The sequence below is a fragment of the Nannocystis punicea genome (assembly GCF_026965555.1).
Taxonomy (GTDB): domain Bacteria; phylum Myxococcota_A; class Polyangia; order Nannocystales; family Nannocystaceae; genus Nannocystis; species Nannocystis punicea.
Genome location: NZ_CP114040.1, coordinates 4,879,467 through 4,895,503 on the forward strand (window position 1 = coordinate 4,879,467; position 16,037 = coordinate 4,895,503).

A 16,037-nucleotide genomic window follows, 5' to 3' on the forward strand; every position below is an offset into this window, starting at 1 on the left:
CGCGCGCTACACGTGGATCCGCATGCGCTGGCGAACAAAATTTCCGTGACAGCCGCGATACTTTCGCTGTAACTACGCCGGGCCCCGACATGCCGGGGAGTTCCGTGATGGGCCACGAAGCCGAGCACAGTTTGGCCGACTTCTACTACTCGGACAGCGACGATCCGCTCTGTCCGCCCGAGGGCTTCGTGCAGTGGGCCGAGGCCGGCTCCTGGGCGATGTCGATGTACGAGCCCCACATGCTGGGGGCCGTCGCACCGCGGATGGCGATCGAACGCGCCGGCGAGCGCAGCGACGTCATCAACCTCAGCTCGTACAACTACCTCGGGCTGGCGACGCACCCGGAGGTCGTCGAGGCGGCGCAGGAGGCCCTGCGCACCTACGGCACCGGCGCGTGCGGATCGCCGCTGCTGTCGGGCCTCTCGGATCTGCACCGCGGGCTCGAGCGCGAGCTCGCGGCGTTCCTCGGCCAGGAGGACTGCATCCTCTTCAACAGCGGCTTCGCCGGTGGAATGGGCACGCTGGCGGGCGTGTTGCGCAAGGGCGACGTGGCGATCCTCGACGCCAAGACCCACCTGTGCTCGATCGACGGCGTCAAGCTGTCGCGCGCCAAGCTGGTGTTCTTCGACCACAACGACCCCGACTCGCTCGACCAGGCGCTGACCGACAGCGAGGGCGCGCGCCGGCTGGTGGTGGTCGAGGGCGTGTACTCGATGGACGGCGACACGGCCGATCTGCCGAAGCTCCTGCCGGTGGCCGAGAAGCACGGCGTCGGCGTGCTGATCGACGAGGCCCACTCGATCCTCGTGTACGGCGCGCACGGCCGCGGGGTGGTCGAGCACTACGGGGCCGAGAAGTCGATCGGCCTGCAGTTCGCGACCTTCAGCAAGGCGTTCGCCGGCTGCGGCGGCTTCACCGTCGGGCCGCGCGCGCTGCTGCACTACATGCGCTACTACATCAACGCCTACGGCTTCAGCTGCGCGCTGCCGCCGGCGGTGGTGGCCGGGCTGCGCAAGGCGCTCGAGGTGGCGACGCGCGACAACTCGCTGCGCGAGACGCTGTGGGCCAACACCCGCTACTTCCGCGAGAAGGCGCAGCAGATCGGGCTCGACCTCGGGCACGGCTCGAGCCAGGTGGTGCCGATCATGGTCGGATCGGATCGCCGCCGGCTGTATGAGTTGACGCGCACGCTGCACCGCCGCGGGCTGTTCCTCGCGCCGGTCGACTACCCCTCGGTGCCGGAGGACGGGCTGCGCTTCCGCGTCGCCATCACGGCCGCGCACACGCGCGCCGACCTCGACCGCGCGCTCGAGATCCTCGAGGACACGATCATCCGCGGCCGCGTCGACGAGGCGGCCGAGTGAGCGGGACAGGGCAGGGGGCACGATGATGACGACGCTGGTGTTCATGTTCCCAGGGCAGAGCTCGCGCTACCCGGGGATGCTCGGCAAGCTGGCTCGTCTCCACCGCCGCGCGGCCGAGGTGCTCGCGGTCTGCAACGACGTGCTCGGCCGCGACCTCGACGCCCACACCAGCGAGGACAACCCGACCGCGTTCGACCGCAACGTCGACGTCCAGGTCGGCGTGTTCGTCGCCAACCACATGATGCTCAGCCTGCTTCAGGCCGAGGGCGTCGACGCCGAGCTGTCGCTGGGGCTGTCGCTCGGCGAGTACAACCACCTCGTGCACATCGGCGCGCTCGAGCTGCCGGAGGCGCTGCGCCTGGTCCAGGCCCGCGGCGAGGCCTACGACGCCGGCCCGCGCGGCATGATGGCCTCGGTCCAGCCGCTCGACCTCGACACGCTCGAAGAAGTGGTCGAGCAGATCCGCGGCCAGGGCCTCGGCGTGCTCGAGATCGTCAACCTCAACTCGCCGAAGCAGCACGTGCTGTCGGGCGACGCCGCCGCGGTCGAGGCCGCGGTCGCGCTGCTGGAGGACGAGCACTACGTGGTGCCGACGATCATCGAGCGGCAGGTGCCGATGCACTCGTCGCTGTTCGAGCCGGTCGGCGCGGCCCTGCGCCCGCACCTGCAGCGCGCGCGCTTCAGGGCCCCGCGGCTGCCGTACCTGCCCAACCGGCGCGGCGAGTTCGTGCCGGCGCCGACGCCCGCCGACTTCGTCGACCTGCTCGAGGCGCACGTGCACACGCCGGTGCTGTGGCGCAAGTCGATCGACCGCGTCGCCGAGCGCCACCCGGGCGCGGTGTTCGTCGAGGTCGGCCCGCGCCAGGTGCTGCACAACCTGCTCGACCGCAAGTGGTCGGCGCGGCCGAAGTACGCCACCGACAACCGCGACGACGTCGTCGGCCACCTGGCGGGCGTGCTCGCGGCGCTGCGCCAGCACCTCCCGCCGACGACCCGCAAGGACAAGGCCCAGGAGGCGTCGTGGACGAGCTGAGCGGCCTCGACGCGCTGATCAAGCAGCACCGCCGGCGGCCGGTGTTCGTGCCCGGGGAGGGCAGCGCGCGGGTCGAGCTCGGGCGCGCGGCGATCGAGCGCATGCTGCCGCACCGCGACCCGTTCCTGTTCGTCGACGCGATCGACGCGGTCGAGCTGCCGCGGACGCCCGAGGATCCCGGGATGATCCGCGGGGTGCGGACGATCGACGCCGGCGACGGGGTGTTCGCCGGCCACTTCCCCGGCGATCCGGTCTACCCGGGCGTGCTGCTGGTCGAGGCGATCGGGCAGCTCGGGATCTGTCTCTTGCACCTCATGGCCAAAGGGACAGCCAGCATCGACGCCGCCGACGCGCCGGCGCGGCTGCGGCTGCTCAAGGTCCACCACGCCCTGTTCCAGGGCGGCGTCCGCCCGGGCGACCGGCTGACGCTGCTCGCCCGCTCGCTCGAGCACAGCGACTACGTCTCGACCTGCGTCGGCCAGGCCCTCCGCGGCGAGGAGGTCCAGGCCCTCGCGGTGTTCGAGGTCTACTTGATGGACTGACCCCAGAGAGCACGCATGGTCTCATCGCAGGCACAATCGCCCCGCCGCGTCGTCATCACCGGCCTCGGCATCAACACGCCGCTCGGCGACGATCTCGACACCTTCTACGCCAACCTCCTCGCCGGCAAGTCGGCGATCACGCGCTGGAAGTGGCACAACAACGACGGCGTCTACTCGAAGATCGGCGGCGATCTCTCGCAGTACGACGTCAAGGCCAAGCTCGAGCGCCTGCGCGGCGTGCTGCCGGCCGAGGTGCACAAGCGGGCCCGCCAGCTGTGCAACAAGGCGCCGTTCTCGACGTCGCTGTCGGTGCTGTGCGCCGCCGACGCGTGGCGCGACGCCGGCATGGTCGAGGTCGCGGACCCGACCCGCTGCGCGGTGCTGGTCGGCGGCCACAACCTCAACGAGCGCTACTTCGCCGACAACTACGTCACCTTCCAGACGGAGGACCCCGACTACATCGACTCGATGGCGGCGCTGCACATGCTCGACACCGACCACGCCGGCTCGGTGAGCGAGATGCTGGGCTGGAAGGGCTCCTGCTACACGCTCGGGGGCGCGTGCGCCAGCGCCAACGTGGCCCTGCGCAACGCGATCGACGAGATCCGCCACCACGACCACGACATGGCGATGGTGGTCGGCGCGGTGCTCGACTTCTCGCAGATGGGCGTGCACGCGATGGCGCTGCTCGGCGCCATCACCTTCGAGAGCTTCAACGACACGCCGGAGCTGGCCAGCCGGCCCTACGACTCGCGGCGCGAGGGCTTCGTGCCGTCGCACGGGGCCGGGGCGCTGGTGCTCGAGGAGCTCGGCCACGCGCTGAGGCGCGGCGCGACGATCTACGCCGAGGTGCTCGGCTGCACCTCGACCTCCGACGGCTGCCACCTGCCGTCGCCGTCGACCGAGGGCCAGGCGCGCACGCTCGACCGCCTGCTGCGGCGCGCGCAGGTCCGGCCCGACGAGGTCGACTTCGTCTGCGCCCACGCGACCAGCACGCCGCTCGGCGACCTGTCCGAGCTCAACGCGATCCGCAAGGTGTTCGGCGACCACGCCAAGAAGCTCAAGATCAACGCGCCGAAGTCGATGCTCGGCCACACCTGCTGGTCGGCGCCGGCGGTCGAGACGGTCGCGGCGCTGCTGCAGATGCGCGGCGGCGTGCTGCACCCGTCGATCAACATCGACGAGCTCGACCCCGAGGTCGACGTCGACGTGTGCGCCAACAAGGCGGTCGAGCACCGCATCAACCTGATGGTCAAGAACTCGTTCGGCTTCGGCGGCCTCAATTGCTGCGCGCTGTACCGCCGGTGGGACCCGAACGCCCTGTGAGCCGCGCCATGAACTTCTTCGTCACCGGAGGCTCGCGGGGGATCGGCGCCGGGATCGTGCTCGAGACGGTGCGCGCCGGCCACGACGTGGCGTTCGCGTACCGCAGCAACGACGAGGCCGCGCGCAAGATCGAGGCCGAGGCGGCGGCGATCCGCCCGGGCGCCAAGGTCAAGGGCTACGCGCTCGACGTCGGCAGCTCCGACCGCGTCGGCGAGGTCGCCGACGAGGTCCTGAACGACTTCGACAGCGTCGAGGTGATCGTCAACTGCGCGGGCATCAACCGCGCCAACCTCGTGGTGTCGATGTCCGACGAGGAGTGGCACGACGTGCTGGCGACCAACCTGCACGGGCCGTTCTACGTCGTGCGCGCGTTCCTGCCGCAGATGCTCGCGGCGCGCTTCGGCCGGATCGTCAACATCTCGTCGATCCAGCACAGCGGCGCGGCCGGCCAGGCCAACTACGCCGCCAGCAAGGCCGGCCTGCACGGCTTCACCCAGGCGCTCGCCAAGGAGTACGGGCGCAAGGGCATCACCGCCAACGTCGTCGTGCCCGGCTTCTTCGACACCGACATGACGCGCGAGACCATGCCGCAGGCCGCCAAGGACTACTGGCAGCAGTACTGCCCGATGCCGAAGGGCCGCATGGGCACGCTGGCCGAACTGGCCGCGACGGTGCTGTTCCTGGCCACGGGCGGCAGCTTCATCAACGGTCAGGTCATCCCGGTCACGGGCGGCCTCGACTGGACCTACTGAGAGAGGGGAGGACGGCGATGTCGCACCACCGGCCGCGCGTCGGCATCGAGCGGATCACGGCGTACCCGTGCACGCTCTCGCTCGACATGAAGCTGCTCGCGGAGGCGCGCGATCACGATCCGCGCCACCCGCTCGAGGAGCTGTGGGTCCGCGAGCGCTCCCTCAACCCCGCGTGGGAAGATCCGGTGACGATGGCGGTCAACGCCGCGCTGCAGATCGTCGGGCCCGAGGACCGCAAGGACATCGAGCTCGTGATCGTCGGCACCGAGTCCTCGGTCGACTTCGGCAAGCCGATCTCGACCTACGTGCAGCGCTACTGCGGCCTCACGGCCAACTGCCGCAACTTCGAGACCAAGCACGCCTGCTACGGCGGCACCGGCGGGCTGATGATGGCGGCCCACTGGGTCGCCTCGGGCGCGGCCCCGGGCAAGAAGGCGCTGGTGGTGTGCACCGACCAGAGCCGCGTGCACCTCGGCCAGCCGTGGGAGTACGTGCTCGGCGCGGCGGCGACGGCGATGCTGGTCAGCGCCCAGCCGGACGTCCTCGAGATCGACCTCGACACCTGCGGCTACTGGACGCAGGAGATCTTCGACACCTACCGGCCGACGTCGACCAAGGAAGTCGGCCACGCCGACACCAGCCTGTACGGCTACCTCGAGGCGCTCGAGGGCGCGTACGACCACTTCGTCGCCCGCTCGGGCATGGTCGACTACGACGCCGAGTTCGCCCGCCACATCTACCACGTGCCGTTCGGCGGCATGACCTTCCGCGCCCACCGGGCGCTGCTCCGCCGCGGGCCGCACGAGATGTCGCTGCGCGAGGCCAAGGCCCACTTCGAGCGCAAGTCGAAGCACGCGCTGCGCTACAACTCGCGCTTCGGCGGCACGTACACCTCGGCGACCTTCATCGCCATGCTCGGGCTCATCGACGCCGACCCCGAGCTGCGCGCCGGCGACAAGGTGTCGATCTTCTCCTACGGCTCGGGCTCGTGCGCCGAGTTCTACCGCGCGACCGTCGGCGAGCGCGCGCGCGAGCAGGTCGCGGGCCAGCGGCTCGCCGCCGGCCTCGATCGTCGCATGCCGCTGAGCATCGCCGAGTACGAGGCGCTCGAGCGCCAGCGCGCCGCCCACATCGACCAGAGCGACTACGAGGTCGACCAGTCGGGCCTGCGCGGGCTCTACGAGCGCGCCTACGCCGGCAAGGGCCGCCTGGTGCTCGACGCGGTGCGCGGCTTCCAGCGGGAGTACCGCCTGTCCTGAGGCCCCGATCATGCCGCGCACGTCCCTCGCCAACCCGGCCGCGTCGCTCCCCGGCGACGCGCGCCCGGTCCGCTCGTCCCCTCGTCCCTGCCGTCCGGAGGTGATCGCGTGCGCGTCCGCTGCGAAGAGGGCGAGCTGATCCATCGGCTGTTCCTCGGGGCAGGTCCCGGAGGACATGTCGCATTGGACACGGAGGGGATCGCCGCGCTGGCCGACGCGGTCGAGCTGGCAGCGGCTGGTTCGGCGCGCGCGCTGGTGATCGCCAGCGAGGGCCCCGAGTTCTGCGCCGGCATGGACCTCGCGGCCGCGCTGCGGACCCCGGCGGCGCAGATGCGGGCGGCGATGGAGCGCTACGCCGCTTGCCTCGAGCTGCTGACGAGCGCGAAGCTGGCGACGATCGCCGTGGTGACCGGCGCGGCCAGCGGCGGCGGGGTCGGGCTGGCTGCTGCCTGCGACCTGGTGGTCGCGGGGCCGGCGGCCGCGTTCTCGCTGCCGGAGCTGCGCTACGGGCTGGTGCCGGCCGTGATCTTGCCGGCCCTCGAGGCCCGGATCGGCGCCCGCAGGACCCGACGGCTGGCGCTCACCGGCGAGCTGGTGACGGCCGCGCAGGCCGAGCCGTGGGGGCTCGTCGACATGGTCGCGGACGATCCGAACGGCGCGCTGCGCGGCCTCCTGCGCTCGCTGCTGCGGGCGCGGCCGCAGGCGGTGGCGACGCTCAAGCGGATCACCGGCCAGGCAGGGCAGGGCGGGGTGGCCCAGACCGCGGCCGACCTCGAAGACCCCGAGCTGCGGGCCGCGCTCGCGGCCCTGCTCGCCGACGGCCAGGCGCCGCCGTGGTTCGCCAGGCTGAAAGGACAGGAATGAACGCGCATGTCCCGACAGACAGCCCCGTCGAGGTGACGCTCGAGCGCGACGGGGTGGCGGTGCTGACGATGCGCGACGCCGCCGGCAAGAACGCGTTCGGCCGGGCGTTCGTGGCGGCGCTGACGCGGGCGCTCGAGGATCTCGGCCGGCGCGCCGACGTGCGCGTGTGCGTGGTCGCCGGCCTGCCGGAGGTGTTCTCGGCCGGCGGCGACCGCGACGTGCTGCTCGGCCTGGCCGACGGCACGATCGCCCCGTACGACCTGCTGCTGACGCGGACGCTGCTCGAGGTGCCGGTGCCGACGATCGCCGCCATGGCGGGTCACGCGGTCGGCGGGGGGCTGGTGTTCGGGCTCGCTTGCGACATGGTCGTGATGGCCCGCGAGAGCCGCTACGGCGCCAATTTCATGGACCTCGGGTTCACGCCGGGGATGGGCGCGACGCGGCTCGTGCAGTTCGCGTTCGGCGAGTACGTCGGCGCCGAGATGTTGTTCGGCGGGCAGTACTTCCGCGGCGAGCAGCTGGCCGGGAGCGGCCAGGTCAACGCGGTCGTGCCGCGCGCCGAGGTGCTGCCGCGGGCGCTCGACATGGCGGCCCGGATCGCCGACAAGCCGCGGGCTGCGCTGCTATTGCTCAAGCGTGCGCTGGCGTTGCCGCGGAGGCGCGCGTTCGAGGAGGCGCGCACGGTCGAGTCGATGATGCACGAGGTATGCTTCGCCGACCCGGAGACGGTGGCGCGGATCCGCACGAACTACGGGCCAGGCCAGGGAGGATGACGCTTGCTGCATGACTTCAAGGACAGGGTCGTCTTGATCACGGGCGGGACGCGCGGCATCGGCCTCGCGTGCGGGCTCGCGTTCGGGCGCCAGGGCGCGCGCACGGTGCTGACGCACCGCTGGGGCTCGGCCGACGAGGACGAGCTGCGGGCCCGCTTCGCCGCCGTCGGGGCCCCGGCGCCGCTCGTGCTCGAGGCCGACGCGTCGCGCGAGGAGGACACCGACAGGCTGACCGCGCGGCTCAAGGAGGAGTGCGACGGCGTGTGGGCGTTCATCAGCAACGTCTGCGTGGTCCAGCGCGGCGACGGGCCGACGAACCACACGCGCAGGGCGCTGTACAAGAGCCTCGAGTACTCGAGCTGGCCGTTCGTCGGCTACCTGCAGGCGCTGCACGCCGCGTTCGGCCGCTACCCCCGCTACGCGCTGGCGATGTCGTCCGACGGCCCCGACACGCACTACCCCGGCTACGACTACGTCGCCGTGGCCAAGGCGGTGCTCGAGACGTTCGTGCGCTACATGAGCACGCACCTCTACGAGCACGGCTGCATCGTCAACGCGCTGCGCACCCGCCAGGTGATCACCGAGAGCTACGAGCAGATGTTCGCCGCGGAGCAGCGGGCGCTGGCCGGCAAGTTCCCCGAGTTCGCGTGCACCGTCGACGAGGTCGCCGACACCACTCTGGCGCTGTGCAGCGGGCTGTTCGACGCGATGGGCGGGCAGGTGCTGACGCTCGATCGCGGGGCGGCGTTCGTCGACAACATCGCCACTCTCGGGCCGCGGCTCGTCGGCGGCGGCGACACGGGCGACAAGGAAGGAGCCTCGGCGTGATCCTCCGCAACGACCTCAAGGGCAAGGCAGTCATCGTCACCGGCGGGACCGCAGGCATCGGCCTGGCGACCGGCCTGATGTTCGGCAAGTACGGCGCCCACGTGTACCTCACCCATCGCTGGGGCTCGGCCGACGAGGACGAGCTGCGGGCCCGCTTCGAGGCCGTGGGCGCGCCGGCGCCGACGATCGTCGAGGCCGACGCGTCGCAGGACGAAGACACCGAGGCGCTGATGCAGGCGGTGCGGCGCGACCACGACGCGGTGTTCGCCCTGATCAGCAACGTCTCGTTCGCCCACGTCAGCAAGTCGCACGAGGACCTCGACAAGAAGAGCTTCCTCCGCAGCCTCGGCTACAGCGCCTGGCCGTTCGTCGGCTACCTGCAGGCCATCCGCGAGACGTTCGGCCGCTGGCCGCGCTACGCGGTTGGAATGTCGTCGCGCGGGCCCGAGTACTTCCTCCCGGGCTATGACTTCGTCGCCGCGAGCAAGACTGTGATGGAGACCCTCTGTCGCTACCTCACGGCAGATCTGCTCAGTGAGGATGTTCGCATCAACATCCTGCGCGCGAACCCGGTCGAGACTGCATCGCTGGAGGCGACCTTCGGGCCCGACTTCGTGCCGTTCTGCAAGAAGTACTACTCCGAGGGCTGGTTCATCCACCCCGACGAGGTCGCGGCCGCGGCGCTGGCCCTCTGCAGCGGCCTCATGGACGGGGTCAAGGGGCAGATTCTGCTACTGGACAGGGGCCTCGGTTTCGCCGACAACGTCGTTCGCCTGTTTTCGGCGCGCGAGCGTCACGGGCTGAGTTTTTGACCTTCGCTTCCTGCGAGAATTGCTGCGGGCAACCTGCACCGCGTCCACCAAGGAGAACCGAGAATGAGCACCCGCGATGATGTCTTGGCCGTCGTCAAGCGCCACCTCGTGGACACCGTCGAAGGGATCGATGTGGCCCAGGTCGACCCCGCGAAGTCGATGAAGGACCTCGGGGCCAACAGCCTCGACATCGTCGAGGTCGTCTCCTGCAGCATGCGCGAGCTCAAGGTGAAGATCCCCCGCGCCGAGCTCAACAAGTTGACCAACATCAACGAGCTCGTCGACCTGCTGCACAAGACCGTGCAAGAGAAGCAGGCCGCGGCCTCCTGAGCGCCGTCTCAGGTGTCCCCGAGGACAGGGTCCCGGGGACATGTGCGATCGGCCAGTCATTCGCGCCCGCGCTGCGCTCGTCGCAGCCGGGCGCGCTCGTCGTCGCAGGGGCTCGGAGGCGAGCACCGCTCTTCAGACTGGCCGGGCTGTCGAGCCACCACGTGGCTTTGGGATCGTCCGGCGGCGTCGCGCCGCGGTCGTCCCGCGCTGTCTGGCGAGGACCGCGTGCCAGGCTGAACGCCTGGTCTTTGGGACATGTCTACGGGGCCGCCGCCTCAGGCCGGCGGGAGCCGGCGGACCAGCGCTTCGGAGCGCCGCCAGGCCGACACGACCAGGAGCGCCCAGACGTTGAGGCCGAGCGCGACCGCCAGAGCGGCTGTCCAGAAGGACAGATCGAGGCGGATCGCGGCGGCCGCCGTGGTGACGTAGAGGAGCGCGAGGTGAGTGTCGTGGCCGAGCGGCGCCGCCATGCGCATCGGCGCGGCCAGCAGCGAGCGCGCGGCGCGGGGGGCCGGGCGAGGGCCGGTGTGCTCCGGGCCGAGGAGGGCCGCGGCGATGTCGTGGAACACAGTGGGGCCGAGCCCGCGGGCAAGCGCGGCCACCGAGGGCCGCGGCGAGGGCGGCGCGGCGTCGCCATTTCCGCCGGTCAGGTCGCGGAAGCGGCGGCGGAGCTCGGCGTGGAGCCCGACGTGGATCAGCGCGCTGACCAGCGCCACCGACGCGAGCGTGCAGGCCCACGGGTTGCCCGGCGCGGCCCGCATCGTCAGCGCGACCCAGAACGCGGCGCCGATCGCAAACTCGAGCGTCCCGGCCTCGGCCTCGCCGGCGACGAGGCGACGGCAGCGGCTGGCGACGGTGAACGCGAACAACAGCCAGGCGGGGAAGATCCAGTCGACGCCGCGAGGCGCGGCCAGCAGCACGGCGACGGCGCCGGTGAGGCCGACCACGAGTCCGGCGAGGGTCAGCAGCTCGACGCTCGGCGCTCGCCGCACGCGCGCGAGGACCCACGCTGCCAGCGGCCGATGGAGGTGGCGATCGAAGGTACCCTCGGTGATCGGATCGTCGTCGGCCATCGCCCCGGAGGGTGGGCGGGGCCCTGGGCCCTGTCAAGCGAGCCCCGGCGCCGCGAAAACCGCTCAGGAGCGCGACCTGATGTTGTCGGGGACGATGAGCCCCTGGGCGTCGACGGTCTTCCAGAACGCGGGCCAGCGCGAGATCTCGCGCAGCGTCGGCAGCACGTCGACCGGGTTGTGCGGGTAGGTGCGGCGCAGGAACAGCACCGCCGCCTCGGCCGACGGCGCCTCGAGGAAGTGCGCCTCGCCGGGCGGGTACTCGTAGCGGAACTTGAGGAGGGGCGGGGTCACGGGGCGGGCTTCCGACGGTGCGTATCCCACAGCACCTCGGGCACGTCGAAGGCGTGGGCCGCGGCGCGGGCGACGACGAAGAACCAGTCGCTGAGGCGATTGATGTAGCGGACGGCCTCGGCGCGGACCGGCTCGACGCGGCCGAGCGCGACCACGGTGCGCTCGGCGCGGCGACACACGGTGCGCGCGAGGTGAGCCCAGGCGCCGAGCGGCCCGCCGCCCGGGAGGATGAAGCTGCGCAGCGGCGGCAGCTCGGCGTTCCACGCGTCGAGCTCCTGCTCGAGGCGCGTGACGTCGGCCTCCTCGACCTTGAGCGGCGCCTTGCCCTCGGTCGCGCCCGGCGTCGCCAGCTCGGCGCCGAGGTCGAACAGCTCTTGCTGGATCCGCGCCAGCGAGGCGTCGAGCGCGGCCAGGAACTCGCGGGCGCCGCCGGGCTCGCCGACGCGGGAGATCTCCACGCGCAGCACGCCGATCACTGCGTTGAGCTCGTCGACCTCGCCGTAGGCGGCGACCCGCGGGGCGTCCTTGCCCACGGTGTCGCCGCTGGCCAGCATGGTGTCGCCGCGGTCGCCGAACTTGGTGTAGACCTTGCTGATGTAGACCACGGGGCTGTCCGATCGGCCAGGTTTTTAGGGGCAGGTGCTTCGAGGCAGGTGCTCCGGGACAGGTCCGTCAGGACAGGTGCCCCGGGGCAGCCGGCTCAGCGCCCCTTGAGCGCGGCGATCAGGCGCGGCTGGAGCTCGGGGATGATGACGAACACCCACCCGAGCTGCGCCTTGACGCCGTCGACGAGGATCGCCCAGCGGTGACGCTCGTCGAGCTCGATGACGAAGATCAGGAGGCCGTTGTCGCCCTCGATGATGAACTTGTTGATGCCCTTGGCGAGCGCGTCCTCCGAGCGGGTCAGCGCGTTGTGCAGCTGCTCGGACAGGCGGTTGAACATGGCGCACGCCTTGGGCGCCGAGTTGATGCCCGCGAGCGACATGCCCGAGGCCTTGCTGATGATGTCGACGCTGATGAGGCCGCCCATGAGGTGGTCGTCGAGCTCCTCGAGGATGGCCTTCACGACCTTGAGGTCCATGTCTGACAGCTCCTTGTCGCGCGCTGCAACGTTGGGGGCGGCGGGGAAAGCCGGCGTCGGTGTGGTGATCGGCAGCGGCGGAAGTGGCGGGACGGTGACCGGCGCAGCTCGCTGCGGCTTCTCGATCACCGGCACCGGCGGAGGTGAGGGCGGCGTCGCGGCGCGCGGCGCAGGTTCGCTGCGCGGCGGCGGCTCGCTGCGTGCGGGCGGCTCGCTGCGCGGCGGGGGCTCGTTGCGCGAGGCCTCGTCACGCTGACGCGCCCGGTCCATCAACAGCGCGACGATCGAGGTGTGGCGAACCGTCTGCGGGCAGTTCTCGGGCAACTGCGAAGACGAGACGCTACCTTCGCGCCAGTCGAGGATGGTGTTGACGGCGTCGTCACCCTGGGCCGCGCCGGTCTCGGCGTGGACGAGGTTGCCGCCCTGGAAAAACATCGCGCCGACGCCGTGCGGCGATTCGACGCTCAGCTTGATCGACATGCGCGATGTCTGCGCAAGTTGCAGGATGTCCCAAAGTTCAAATCCACCGATCTGGGCGATCGTGGTTGCCATTACTCGCCTCCCCGTGGCCCACGTGGGCCGCGACCGCGATCGGAGGGAGACATCCCGCCGATGTTGGTCTGGGTACAATACCGCGCCTGCTCATATCTTTGGGACAGGTTCTTCACGCGAGCCTGCGGCGACGCCGTCTCAGCCCAGGTCCGTAGGGCCGTAACGGCGTCGCGTGTGTCCCGTCTCACTCGGATTACGAGGTTTGGCGTCCGAACTAGCATCCGCGCTCGCCGGGCAAGCCTGCGGTCAAGGCTTTTCGCCGGCCACGCTAACACCTGCTTCGGAAAAAAGCTACGTTGGAGACACCGGACACGCTGCGCGCTGAGTGCGCGGCGCCGCACCAGTCTCTCGGGACCTGGCCGTCGAGTCCTGCGCACCTGCAGCGTCACCGCAGCAGGGCGTACGCCGACGTCACCAGCAAATTCGCAATCGCCAGGGGTATCGCGGCCCGCTCGAGAAAGAAGAGAGCAGCGCGCGCACGCGAGCCGGTGGTCGCCTTGTGCAGCCGCTGCACGCACCACACGACCGCAGCGATCTTCGCCGCCACGACGACTGCGCCGATGAACAGCACGAGGCCGTGGCCGGCGCCCGCCAGCGACGTCGTCGGCAAAGTACCGCCGCCAAGGAAACAGGCGACGAACGCCGCCGCGAAGGCGAGTCGCTCGAGCCGCGCCGTCGGCGGCGCGGCGGCGACCGCGAGCGCGACGGCTGCGGCGATCGGTTGCACGAAAATTCCCCACGCGGGGGGGATCGCAGCGCTGCTGATGAGCCCCGCCGCTTGCTCCCCCACGAGGCGCCGTGGATCGAGGGTGCCAAAGGCCAGCAGCGGACCGGCGAATGCGGCGGCGAGGGCGAGGTCGCGCGACGCGAGGCGCCGCGCCAACGCAGCCCGCTCGGTGAGTCGACCGAGACCGGCGAGCACGAGGGCGACGAGATAGACGAGCCAGCCCTCGCCGACCGCCATCAGGGATAGAGGAACGCCGCCGCGTCCGGCGGCGCATTGCTCGACGTCCGCGGGCGAGAGGCTGCGACCGAGGGCGTCGAGGCAGAGGCCCGGACCGAACGGAAACAGCGCGACCACAGCGATCACCGGCAACCATGTCGTCCAGCCTGACCGCGTGCGGCGTGTCGAGATCCACGCCAGCGCGACGAGCGCGAGCAGCACCGCGGTGCGGATGGCGGTACGTCGCAGATCGCTCGCGAGATCGGGCGGCTCGTAGCGGAGCTCGACGATCTGCGGCGCCTCCCCCGCCGCGAAGAGGAGGCGCGCGCTGCCGGGGCGAGACGCGCCGGCGCGAGTGAAGTGGTCACGGTCCACGCGGAGGCGCAGGCTCACGGCCCCGCCGGCAGCGATCTCTCGCGGGTACTCGCGGTTGTCGATCGAGAAGGCGCCCCAGTCCGGGGTGCGCGTGTCAAAGCGGATCCGCGACAGCGGTACGGTCGCGTCCCCGTGATTCACGAGCCGCAGCTCGAGACGCTCGGCCGCCGGAGTGAACACGAGCGTGCCCGGCTCGGCGCGCACGCCCGTCGGCAGTGGGCCGCAGCCGAGCGACGCGAGCGCGAGCAGGGCGAGGCCCGGCAGCAGACGCGACGCGCTCACAGAAGACCGGGACTCGCGTGCGAGCACGAGATTGTGCGACGGGTTCGTCGTACCGGATCGGTAGCGAGTCGTCGGTACGTGGCTCGAAGAAGATGCGGGCACGTCGCTCGACGAGAATGCTGCGTCGTTGAGCAAGGAGAGCGGAGAGGCGGCATCGCGCGCAGAAGCGGGAGCGCCGTCGTTCAGGGACGAGAGCTGCGGGCCGCTGTCGCTCGAAGGAGATGCAGGAGCATCGCCGTCGAGCGAGGAGAGCAGAGCTGAAGCGGCGCTCGAAGCAAGAGTGCTCAGGGACGAGAGCTGCGCGCCGGTGTCGCTCGAAGGAGATGCAGGAGCATCGCCGTCGAGCGAGGAGAGCAGAGCTGAAGCGGCGCTCGAAGCGAGAGTGTTCAGGGACGAGAGCTGCGCGCCGGTGTCGCTCGAAGGAGATGCAGGAGCATCGTCGTCGAGCGAGGAGAGCGGAGCTGCAGCGGCGCTCGAAGCGGGAGCGTCGTCGTTCAGGGACGAGAGCTGCGCGCCGGTGTCGCTCGAAGGAGATGCAGGCGCATCATCCTCGAGCGAGGAGAGCGGAGCGGCGTTGGCCTGGCTCGCCGATGAGCTCGCATGAGACGGAGCCGGCGCCGCGCCACGGCTCGCCGACGCGGGCGCTGGCGAGGCGACGGCGCGCGGGCGGCTCATGGCGCGCGGGTCAGCGAGGGCCAGGCGATCGCGGTGGCCAGGCCGAGCAGGCCGAGGCCGGCGGCGCTGACCCAGAGGGCAGGTCCTTCCGGACATGTCGTACTGGACAGGCAGACCGCGGCGGTCGGCGCGAACAACACGAGCGCCAGCGCGAGGGCGAAGCCGAGGCCGGCGAGCGCGAGCAAGCCGCCTGTGTCGACGGGCTGGCGCGGACGCAGCTGGACCAGGCTGTCGCCGGGCGCGGGCGCGGGCTGCGGCCTCGTACGCGCGTGGACCAGCCCGGCGAGGACCCCGACCAACCCGACGGCGGCGATGAGCGGCAGGTAGTCGAGCAGGGCGCTCATTACGGGATGTTCCCTTCCATGGCGAGCTCGAATACCTCGACGTCGTCGGCGTCCTTGGCCATGAGGAAGGCGCGCAGCGGGCGGTCGCCGCGGTAGACCTTGAGCTCGCTGTGGATCGCGCGAGCGGCCTCCTCGGCCGGGATCCCGAGCTCGAACGCCCCCATCAGCGGGACGGCGACGCTCGTGAAGCCCTTGACCTTGCACGCGACGAGCACCGCCGCGGTGGCGCGCAGGACGTCCTCGACCTGGACGCGGCCGCCAGGGCGATCGGTGTTGGGCACGTGGATGAGGTACTTGGCCTTCATCTTGCCCGCCGGCGTCACGAACGCGGCGCCGATCGCCAGGGGGGTGTGCTCCTTCACCAGCGCCTCGACCTCGCGGCCGGCCAGGTCGCGGATCTTGTTGGCCGGGAAGTGACTCATCACGCCCTCGGAGTTGGTCGGACAGACAAAGGCGTCGACCGCGATCTGTTCCCAGGGCAAGGTCGAGATCTGGATCTCGACGGACTCATTGATGTCGGTGGCCACGCGCGGACCTT

General features: G+C 71.0%; 19 protein-coding genes. 12 read left to right on the forward strand and 7 right to left on the reverse strand.

Annotated features, from left to right (window positions below; translation table 11 throughout):
* The first annotated feature begins 107 nt into the window (after positions 1 to 107).
* The 11 genes from O0S08_RS18815 to O0S08_RS18865 all read left to right on the forward strand — a co-directional run bounded on the left by O0S08_RS18815 (position 108) and on the right by O0S08_RS18865 (position 9,883).
* On the forward strand, positions 108 to 1,364 hold the full coding sequence (locus tag O0S08_RS18815; protein ID WP_269040564.1) for an aminotransferase class I/II-fold pyridoxal phosphate-dependent enzyme: 1,257 nt from the start codon (positions 108 to 110) through the stop codon (positions 1,362 to 1,364).
* Between the two features lie 22 nt (positions 1,365 to 1,386).
* The gene (locus O0S08_RS18820; RefSeq protein ID WP_269040565.1) at positions 1,387 to 2,397 is read left to right on the forward strand and encodes an ACP S-malonyltransferase; all 1,011 of its coding nucleotides are present in this window, start codon (positions 1,387 to 1,389) and stop codon (positions 2,395 to 2,397) included.
* The gene (locus O0S08_RS18825) at positions 2,385 to 2,939 is read left to right on the forward strand and encodes a 3-hydroxyacyl-ACP dehydratase FabZ family protein (RefSeq protein ID WP_269040566.1); all 555 of its coding nucleotides are present in this window, start codon (positions 2,385 to 2,387) and stop codon (positions 2,937 to 2,939) included. Before O0S08_RS18820 ends, O0S08_RS18825 begins: the two co-directional genes overlap by 13 nt.
* 15 nt (positions 2,940 to 2,954) lie before the next feature.
* Positions 2,955 to 4,265, forward strand: a complete 1,311-nt coding sequence (locus tag O0S08_RS18830) for a beta-ketoacyl-[acyl-carrier-protein] synthase family protein (RefSeq protein ID WP_269040567.1) — start codon at positions 2,955 to 2,957, stop codon at positions 4,263 to 4,265.
* 8 nt (positions 4,266 to 4,273) lie between these two features.
* Entirely contained in the window at positions 4,274 to 5,017 is a 744-nt protein-coding gene (locus tag O0S08_RS18835; RefSeq protein ID WP_269040568.1) for an SDR family oxidoreductase, read from the forward strand.
* 17 nt (positions 5,018 to 5,034) lie between these two features.
* A complete protein-coding gene (locus O0S08_RS18840; protein ID WP_269040569.1) occupies positions 5,035 to 6,276 on the forward strand; it encodes a hydroxymethylglutaryl-CoA synthase family protein in 1,242 nt (413 codons plus the stop codon).
* A gap of 108 nt (positions 6,277 to 6,384) precedes the next feature.
* Positions 6,385 to 7,140 (forward strand): enoyl-CoA hydratase/isomerase family protein, encoded by a 756-nt coding sequence (locus O0S08_RS18845; RefSeq protein ID WP_269040570.1) that lies wholly within the window; start codon positions 6,385 to 6,387, stop codon positions 7,138 to 7,140.
* Positions 7,137 to 7,913 (forward strand): polyketide synthase, encoded by a 777-nt coding sequence (locus tag O0S08_RS18850; protein ID WP_269040571.1) that lies wholly within the window; start codon positions 7,137 to 7,139, stop codon positions 7,911 to 7,913. The genes O0S08_RS18845 and O0S08_RS18850 overlap by 4 nt, the downstream gene beginning before the upstream one ends.
* A gap of 3 nt (positions 7,914 to 7,916) precedes the next feature.
* Positions 7,917 to 8,741, forward strand: coding sequence for an SDR family oxidoreductase (locus tag O0S08_RS18855; protein ID WP_269040572.1), 825 nt, complete (start codon positions 7,917 to 7,919; stop codon positions 8,739 to 8,741).
* Complete coding sequence (locus O0S08_RS18860) at positions 8,738 to 9,553, forward strand: SDR family oxidoreductase (protein WP_269040573.1); 816 nt, start codon at positions 8,738 to 8,740, stop codon at positions 9,551 to 9,553. The genes O0S08_RS18855 and O0S08_RS18860 overlap by 4 nt, the downstream gene beginning before the upstream one ends.
* A 63-nt stretch (positions 9,554 to 9,616) precedes the next feature.
* Positions 9,617 to 9,883 carry a phosphopantetheine-binding protein gene (locus O0S08_RS18865; RefSeq protein WP_269040574.1) on the forward strand — a complete coding sequence of 89 codons (267 nt, stop codon included), beginning with the start codon at positions 9,617 to 9,619 and terminating at the stop codon, positions 9,881 to 9,883.
* 275 nt (positions 9,884 to 10,158) lie between these two features.
* Here the strand turns inward: O0S08_RS18865 and O0S08_RS18870 are convergent, their stop codons facing one another.
* The 5 genes from O0S08_RS18870 to O0S08_RS18890 all read right to left on the reverse strand — a co-directional run bounded on the left by O0S08_RS18870 (position 10,159) and on the right by O0S08_RS18890 (position 14,615).
* Entirely contained in the window at positions 10,159 to 10,956 is a 798-nt protein-coding gene (locus tag O0S08_RS18870) for a hypothetical protein (RefSeq protein ID WP_269040575.1), read from the reverse strand.
* 63 nt (positions 10,957 to 11,019) lie between these two features.
* Positions 11,020 to 11,247, reverse strand: a complete 228-nt coding sequence (locus tag O0S08_RS18875) for a hypothetical protein (RefSeq protein WP_269040576.1) — start codon at positions 11,245 to 11,247, stop codon at positions 11,020 to 11,022.
* Positions 11,244 to 11,852 (reverse strand): cob(I)yrinic acid a,c-diamide adenosyltransferase, encoded by a 609-nt coding sequence (locus O0S08_RS18880; RefSeq protein ID WP_269040577.1) that lies wholly within the window; start codon positions 11,850 to 11,852, stop codon positions 11,244 to 11,246. Before O0S08_RS18880 ends, O0S08_RS18875 begins: the two co-directional genes overlap by 4 nt.
* Before the next feature lie 95 nt (positions 11,853 to 11,947).
* On the reverse strand, positions 11,948 to 12,958 hold the full coding sequence (locus tag O0S08_RS18885) for a DUF4388 domain-containing protein (RefSeq protein ID WP_269040578.1): 1,011 nt from the start codon (positions 12,956 to 12,958) through the stop codon (positions 11,948 to 11,950).
* A gap of 307 nt (positions 12,959 to 13,265) precedes the next feature.
* Complete coding sequence (locus O0S08_RS18890) at positions 13,266 to 14,615, reverse strand: NADH-quinone oxidoreductase subunit H (RefSeq protein WP_269040579.1); 1,350 nt, start codon at positions 14,613 to 14,615, stop codon at positions 13,266 to 13,268.
* Here O0S08_RS18890 and O0S08_RS18895 point away from each other — a divergent pair.
* A complete protein-coding gene (locus O0S08_RS18895) occupies positions 14,608 to 15,084 on the forward strand; it encodes a hypothetical protein (RefSeq protein ID WP_269040580.1) in 477 nt (158 codons plus the stop codon). The genes O0S08_RS18890 and O0S08_RS18895 overlap by 8 nt on opposite strands.
* A gap of 67 nt (positions 15,085 to 15,151) precedes the next feature.
* Here the strand turns inward: O0S08_RS18895 and O0S08_RS18900 are convergent, their stop codons facing one another.
* Both O0S08_RS18900 and O0S08_RS18905 read right to left on the reverse strand, forming a co-directional pair.
* Positions 15,152 to 15,499, reverse strand: coding sequence for a hypothetical protein (locus O0S08_RS18900; protein ID WP_269040581.1), 348 nt, complete (start codon positions 15,497 to 15,499; stop codon positions 15,152 to 15,154).
* A complete protein-coding gene (locus tag O0S08_RS18905; RefSeq protein WP_269040582.1) occupies positions 15,499 to 16,026 on the reverse strand; it encodes a macro domain-containing protein in 528 nt (175 codons plus the stop codon). Before O0S08_RS18905 ends, O0S08_RS18900 begins: the two co-directional genes overlap by 1 nt.
* Between the last annotated feature and the right edge of the window lie 11 nt (positions 16,027 to 16,037).

Bases quoted from the DNA above. Each gene is read 5' to 3' on its own strand.
- O0S08_RS18815 (WP_269040564.1), top strand. From the start codon at position 108: ATGGGCCACGAAGCCGAGCACAGTTTGGCCGACTTCTACTACTCGGAC.
- O0S08_RS18820 (WP_269040565.1), top strand. From the start codon at position 1,387: ATGATGACGACGCTGGTGTTCATGTTCCCAGGGCAGAGCTCGCGCTAC.
- O0S08_RS18830 (WP_269040567.1), top strand. From the start codon at position 2,955: ATGGTCTCATCGCAGGCACAATCGCCCCGCCGCGTCGTCATCACCGGC.
- O0S08_RS18835 (WP_269040568.1), top strand. From the start codon at position 4,274: ATGAACTTCTTCGTCACCGGAGGCTCGCGGGGGATCGGCGCCGGGATC.
- O0S08_RS18840 (WP_269040569.1), top strand. From the start codon at position 5,035: ATGTCGCACCACCGGCCGCGCGTCGGCATCGAGCGGATCACGGCGTAC.
- O0S08_RS18850 (WP_269040571.1), top strand. From the start codon at position 7,137: ATGAACGCGCATGTCCCGACAGACAGCCCCGTCGAGGTGACGCTCGAG.
- O0S08_RS18865 (WP_269040574.1), top strand. From the start codon at position 9,617: ATGAGCACCCGCGATGATGTCTTGGCCGTCGTCAAGCGCCACCTCGTG.
- O0S08_RS18870 (WP_269040575.1), bottom strand. From the start codon at position 10,956: ATGGCCGACGACGATCCGATCACCGAGGGTACCTTCGATCGCCACCTC.
- O0S08_RS18900 (WP_269040581.1), bottom strand. From the start codon at position 15,499: ATGAGCGCCCTGCTCGACTACCTGCCGCTCATCGCCGCCGTCGGGTTG.